Origin of the sequence: Geothermobacter ehrlichii (genome assembly GCF_008124615.1) — a bacterium.
GTDB classification, from domain to species: domain Bacteria; phylum Desulfobacterota; class Desulfuromonadia; order Desulfuromonadales; family Geothermobacteraceae; genus Geothermobacter; species Geothermobacter ehrlichii.
Window position 1 is genome coordinate 1 of record NZ_VNIB01000025.1, and the last position, 5,352, is coordinate 5,352.

Consider the following 5,352-nt stretch of genomic DNA (forward strand, 5'->3'; position numbering starts at 1 on the left):
CGTGGCTGGGTGGGGAAGAAGGCGGCCTGGCTGTCGATCTTCGGCTTCGCCGCCACCATCTTCTGCTACCTGGGTGTCAACCTGGTGCTGTCGGGACTGCATTCCTACGGTGGGGGCTGATTAAAAACAAGAATGGTTATATTTTGCCCTGACGAGAGATGGACCACTGATGCCCCCGACCAAGGGGGCTCCTTTCCGCTGCAGAATCGAAACAAGACATGTTGAAACCAGGTTTCCGGACCATAACAGCCCTGCTTGTCCTGCTCGCCTACCTGCAACTGGGGCACGGCATGGCGCATGGCGCGGTCTTCTGTGTCGATCCCGATGGACGGGGTCATGTCAAGACGGGAACCGGAAACGCCTGTTTCGTCAATATTTCTGCGGACAATTGCAGCTCGGAACGACCGGGCTGGCTGCAACTGCGTGGCTCCTGCCGCGACTTCGTCCCTCTGTACCTCGCGTACCAGCGAACAGCCCCGTCCACGAAAGAGGTCCCGGCACCGCCGGCCTGGACCGATACCTTCCGCCGGCCGGCCGATACATGGGTTTCATTCACGCCCGGCAAAGAGCCCGGGGCTCGACTCCCGCCGTCTCCCGGGCCCTTGTCGCCCTGAGAACCGTTGTGTTGCGACATTGATCGTCTTGCCGCCTTCGCTTCCCTGTGAAGGCCCGTCGCCGGTGCCCGTCAACTGAGCCCGGCGACCGATTCGTCTTTCTTCCACAATCGCCAAATCAAAACAGGCCCCGCCGGAACACCAGCCGGCGGGCAGACAGGAGCAGTCTATGTTCATTCGCCGCATAGTCTCGTGGGGGTTGGTGTGTCTGATCGTGCCGCTGCCGGCAATGGCAGCGGAAACGACCGGAATGCGCAGCCCCCTGGGACAGAGTTATCCCGTCTATCAACCGGCCGACGACGGGCGCGATGAGCGTCCCGCCGGTGCCGGGCATCGTGCGCGAGGTGCGCAAGAAACTCGGCGACCGGGTCAGGGCCGGCGAGGTGATGGCGGTTCTCGAAAGTCGCGAACTGGCCGACGCCAAGGCCGAATACCTGGCCGCCCGCGAGCGCCTAGCCCTGGCCCAGGCCAATTTCAGCCGAGAAGAACGGCTGTGGAAAAAGAAGATTTCGGCGGAGCAGGAATATCTCAACGCCAGGCAGGCCCTGGCCGAGGCCCGGATCAACCTGCGCTCGGCGGAGCAGAAACTGCACGCCCTGGGACTGTCCGAGATCTACCTGAAAAAACTGCCGCAACATCCCGAACAGACCTACACCCGCTACGAGGTCCGGGCACCGTTCGACGGCACGGTGATCCAGAAGCACATCTCGCTCGGCGAAGCCCTGAGTGACACCTCGGAAGCGTTTGTGGTCGCCGATCTGAGCACCGTCTGGGCCGACATCAACGTCTACCAGAAGGACCTGGCCAGGGTGCGCAAGGGACAGAAGGTGGTGATCGATCTCGGACATGGCATTCCCACGGTGAGCAGAACGCTTTCCTATGTCGGCCCCCTGGTCGGCGAGGAGACCCGGACCGCCCTGGCGCGGGCGGTTCTGCCGAATCCGCACGGGGATCTGCGTCCCGGCATGTTCATCACCGCCAGGGTGGCGACGGACAGCACCGAGGTGCCGCTGCTGGTGCCGAAGAGCGCGCTGCAGACCCTGGAGGGCAGGACGGTGGTCTTTGTTCTGGACGAGGACGGCTTCGAGCCGCGTCCGGTGACCATCGGTCGGCAGAACGGACTGCAGGTGGAGATCGTCAACGGCCTGAAGGCCGGCGAGAAGTACGCCAGTACCGGAGCTTTCACCCTCAAGGCGCAGCTTTCGAAGGGGGCTTTCGGTGACGGCCACGGACATTAGGCGGAGGTGTCGGCATGGAAAGAATCATACGTTTGGTGCTGCAGAGCCGCCTGTTGATGTGCGTGCTGGGAATCCTGGTTATCGGCGCAGGCTGGTACAGCTATAACCGCCTGCCGGTCGACGCCTTTCCCGACGTCACGCCGGCGCTGGTGCAGGTCTTTACCGAGACCGAGGGACTGGCTCCGGAGGAAGTGGAAAAGTACGTCACCTATCCGGTCGAGGTGGCGATGAACGGCCTGCCGAACCTGAAGGAAATCCGCTCGGTTTCCAATTTCGGCCTGTCGGTGGTCAATATCTATTTCGAGGACTGCACCGACATCTATTTCGCCCGCCAGCTGGTCGGCGAGCGGCTGCAGCTGGCGCGGGAGGAGATCCCCGAGGGTTTCGGTGAGCCGGAGATGGGTCCGATCACCACCGGACTGGGTCAGATCCTCTTCTACGTGGTCGAGGACGAGACCGGCCGGCGCACGCCCGAACAGATGCGCGAGATCCAGGACTGGCTGATCAAGTTCAACATCCAGACCGTGCCGGGCGTGACCGAGGTCCTCTCCCTGGGCGGCGAGGTCAAGCAGTTCCAGGTGCTGATCCGGCCGGCCGACCTGCTGCGCTACGACCTGACCCTGGAGGAGGTGGTCGAAACCATCCGCGCCAACAACTCCAACGTCGGCGCCCAGTTCCTGGTGAAGAATTCCGAGGAATACATCGTCCGCTCCGTCGGCCTGGCGGAGAAGCTGGACGATCTGGAAAAGATCGTGCTCAAGGTCAAGGACGGCACCCCGGTCTACCTCGACCAGGTCGCCGACATCGTCATCGGCGGCGAGGTCCGGCGCGGCCTGGCCACCATGGACGGCAAGGGCGAGGCGATTGTCGGCATGGTGCTCAAGCTGATCGGCACCAACACCTCGCAGGTGATCAGCGACGTCAAGGCCAAGATCGCGAAGATCAACAAGGTGCTGCCCGAAGGAATCAAGATCGTTCCCTACTACGATCAGGCCACCCTGGTGGCCAAGTGCGTCAACACGGTCACCAAGGCACTGCTCGAGGCGGTGGTGCTGATCGTCTTTCTGCTGCTCTACTCCTCGTTCAACTCGCTGCGCAACTCGCTGCTCATCTTTCTCAACATTCCGCTCGCCCTGGTCGGCGGGGTGATCGGTCTCTGGCTGGCCGGCCAGAATCTCTCGGTGCCGGCGTCGGTCGGTTTCATCGCCCTGTTCGGCATTGCCCTGGCCAACGGCATGGTGCTGGTGACCTACATCAACCAGCTGCTGCGCAACGGTGTCGAGGTCATGCGGGCGGCGGTCGAAGGTGCCTGCCTGCGTCTGCGGCCGGTGATCATGACCGCGACCGCCGCCGGCCTCGGGCTGGTGCCGATGGCCCTGGCCAGTGGCACCGGCAGCAAGGTGCAGCGGCCCCTGGCGACGGTCGTCATCGGCGGCCTGGTGACCTCGACCCTGCTGACCCTGCTGGTCGTGCCGGCCCTTTACAAATGGTTCGCCGTCAAGGTGGAAAAGGAGGTTCCATGAAAGAGATTCGTGCCTACATCAAGCGACACAAGCTGTCCGACGTGACCCGGGCCCTGCGCAAGGTGCCGGGGCTGACCGGAATGACCGTCATCGAAACCCGGGGGTCGGTGTAGGCTGGAAGAAGGGAGGAGGCGATGAGCTGATCAACTATCAGCCGGGGCTGAAGCTGGAGATCCTCTGCTGCGACGCCCTGGTCGAAGAGGTCGTCTCGCTGATCGAAAAGGCCGCCCACACAGGGCTCAAGGGAGACGGTAAAATCTATGTGAGCACCATCGACATGGCGGTGCGCATCAGCACCGGCGAACGCGGCGGAGGAGCTGTCTGAGATGACGATGAAAAAAAGAGGCGTTCAGATGAAAAGATGGAAACCGCTGTTTCTGGCAATGGCCCTGATGACGTTGAGCGGCTGTGCTGCCCTCCGGCAGCCTCCCGCCTCTCGGACGATTCCGCCGGTCAGAATCCTGAATTCCGGCCCGGTAACAATCCACAAGATCACTCTCATCGAGGAAGATGGCGGTCTCGTGGTTGTCGGCAAGCTGCGGAAGTTACAGGATTTCAGACTGCCGGGGCATGTCGACATCCAGGTCTGCTCTCCTGACGGCGCGAGCGAGCTGGTCCGGGGCAAAGTACGGATGCAGGCCAGCAAGCGGCGGGGCGTCCGGGAGAGCTCCTTCCGAGGACGCCTGATGGTTCCGCCGTCATCGGACGCATTGCTCCAGGTGCGCTATCATGCTGCCGGAGACGAAACCGGACATGCCATCCGGTGCCCATGAAACATCGCCTGGCGAGGTGAGAAGCAGGAACGGGCGGATCCTAGGATCCGCCCGTTTGATTTTTGCGCGGCGCAAGCTCTTGTGGCGACGGCGGTCGATAATCGCCATAGTTTTCCCGCCGCCAGCGGAATGGCAGATCGACGATGGTTCCCGGTTGCGCGATGGCATACAGGGCGCGAAAGGCCTCGAAGAGCACGGCCCGCTGCTGGAGAACGTTGCCCGGCTCGCCCAGCGGGTGACCGAAGGGCCACTTGAGAAAGACGCTGCGTGGCGGCCGGACTCGGGCCGTGTAGTCGCGGACGATGGTGACTCCGATGGTAGGGATGCCGGCCCGCTCGATCTCTCTCTGGATCAGTCCCACGGACTGATTGCAGATTCCTCAGGCCGGGGTGAGCAGAACCAGGTCGACCGCGTCCGAGCGGAGCCTGTCGGCGATTTCCCGGGCACTGAATTCGATCAGGGCCGGAATATGACGTCCGGTGATGTGCCCCATGAAACCGAAGTGTCGACGGTTGAGGCTGCCGAGAACCCCCTCGTCGATGAATTCCTGCAGCCGGTCGAGGGGCAGGACGATGTTCAGGTCCTTTTCGGCGTCGGTGTGGTCGTAGTAGTCGTGGGTGATGCGGAAGTCGTGTCGGATGGTCGCGCCGTCCAGCTCCCGCCAGCTCGGATCGCCGTCGGGGTCCTGCATGTCGAAGGCGGGTTGGTTCGCATGGTGAACCCCAGCGGTGGTGACCAGGGCGAGACGGCAGTCGCGCAGGGGCTTGCGCGGCTCTGTCCAGGGGATTTGTCCTTCGCTCTCCCAGGGGCGATAACTGTTGATGAACCTCCTGGCCAGTCGCGGAAAGCGGGTGATCAGACGGGCGATCAGACGGTTTTTCAGTCGGTTGAAGGAGTGCATGGCAACCTCGATCGAGTGTGGAGTCAGGCACCAACTATACCGGCTGAAAAGGTGATCGTCGACACCCTCCTAGCCATAGACCAGTCTCGGCAGCAGCAGCACCAGGTCCGACCAGTAGGTCAGGACCATCAGGATGCCGACCTGGATCAGCAGAAACGGAATCACCGAACGCGACACGTACAGCAGGTTGCGGTCGACCGTCGCCCCGGAGATGTAGAGGCTGACCCCCAGCGGCGGCGTGCAGTAGCCGATCCCCAGGTTGATGGTCATCAGCAGTCCGAAGTGCATGGTGTCGATGCCGAA

At 62.7% G+C, this 5,352-nt stretch carries 8 protein-coding genes and 1 pseudogene; 6 read left to right on the forward strand and 3 right to left on the reverse strand.

Features of this window, described 5'->3' with window-relative positions; translation table 11 throughout:
* From EDC39_RS15895 to EDC39_RS15110, 6 genes and pseudogenes are all read left to right on the forward strand, one after another.
* Positions 1-120, forward strand: a pseudogene (locus tag EDC39_RS15895) (c-type cytochrome biogenesis protein CcsB); the annotation flags it as partial.
* A gap of 802 nt (positions 121-922) precedes the next feature.
* Positions 923-1,852, forward strand: coding sequence for an efflux RND transporter periplasmic adaptor subunit (locus EDC39_RS15095; protein ID WP_148897222.1), 930 nt, complete (start codon positions 923-925; stop codon positions 1,850-1,852).
* A 14-nt stretch (positions 1,853-1,866) separates the two neighbouring features.
* The gene (locus EDC39_RS15100) at positions 1,867-3,375 is read left to right on the forward strand and encodes an efflux RND transporter permease subunit (protein WP_148897223.1); all 1,509 of its coding nucleotides are present in this window, start codon (positions 1,867-1,869) and stop codon (positions 3,373-3,375) included.
* The gene (locus EDC39_RS15900) at positions 3,372-3,488 is read left to right on the forward strand and encodes a P-II family nitrogen regulator (RefSeq protein ID WP_342791345.1); all 117 of its coding nucleotides are present in this window, start codon (positions 3,372-3,374) and stop codon (positions 3,486-3,488) included. Before EDC39_RS15100 ends, EDC39_RS15900 begins: the two co-directional genes overlap by 4 nt.
* Before the next feature lie 53 nt (positions 3,489-3,541).
* A complete protein-coding gene (locus tag EDC39_RS15905) occupies positions 3,542-3,700 on the forward strand; it encodes a P-II family nitrogen regulator (protein WP_407925442.1) in 159 nt (52 codons plus the stop codon).
* 28 nt (positions 3,701-3,728) lie between these two features.
* The gene (locus EDC39_RS15110) at positions 3,729-4,148 is read left to right on the forward strand and encodes a putative periplasmic lipoprotein (RefSeq protein ID WP_148897224.1); all 420 of its coding nucleotides are present in this window, start codon (positions 3,729-3,731) and stop codon (positions 4,146-4,148) included.
* A gap of 40 nt (positions 4,149-4,188) precedes the next feature.
* On the opposite strand, the gene EDC39_RS15115 is transcribed toward EDC39_RS15110, so the two are convergent.
* The 3 genes from EDC39_RS15115 to EDC39_RS15125 all read right to left on the reverse strand — a co-directional run.
* Complete coding sequence (locus EDC39_RS15115; protein WP_148897225.1) at positions 4,189-4,509, reverse strand: hypothetical protein; 321 nt, start codon at positions 4,507-4,509, stop codon at positions 4,189-4,191.
* An 18-nt stretch (positions 4,510-4,527) separates the two neighbouring features.
* Positions 4,528-5,049 carry a glycine/sarcosine/betaine reductase selenoprotein B family protein gene (locus EDC39_RS15120; RefSeq protein WP_148897226.1) on the reverse strand — a complete coding sequence of 174 codons (522 nt, stop codon included), beginning with the start codon at positions 5,047-5,049 and terminating at the stop codon, positions 4,528-4,530.
* Between the two features lie 69 nt (positions 5,050-5,118).
* Positions 5,119-5,352 (reverse strand): TRAP transporter large permease subunit (locus tag EDC39_RS15125; protein WP_148897227.1); only part of this gene is annotated, 234 nt, incomplete at its 5' end.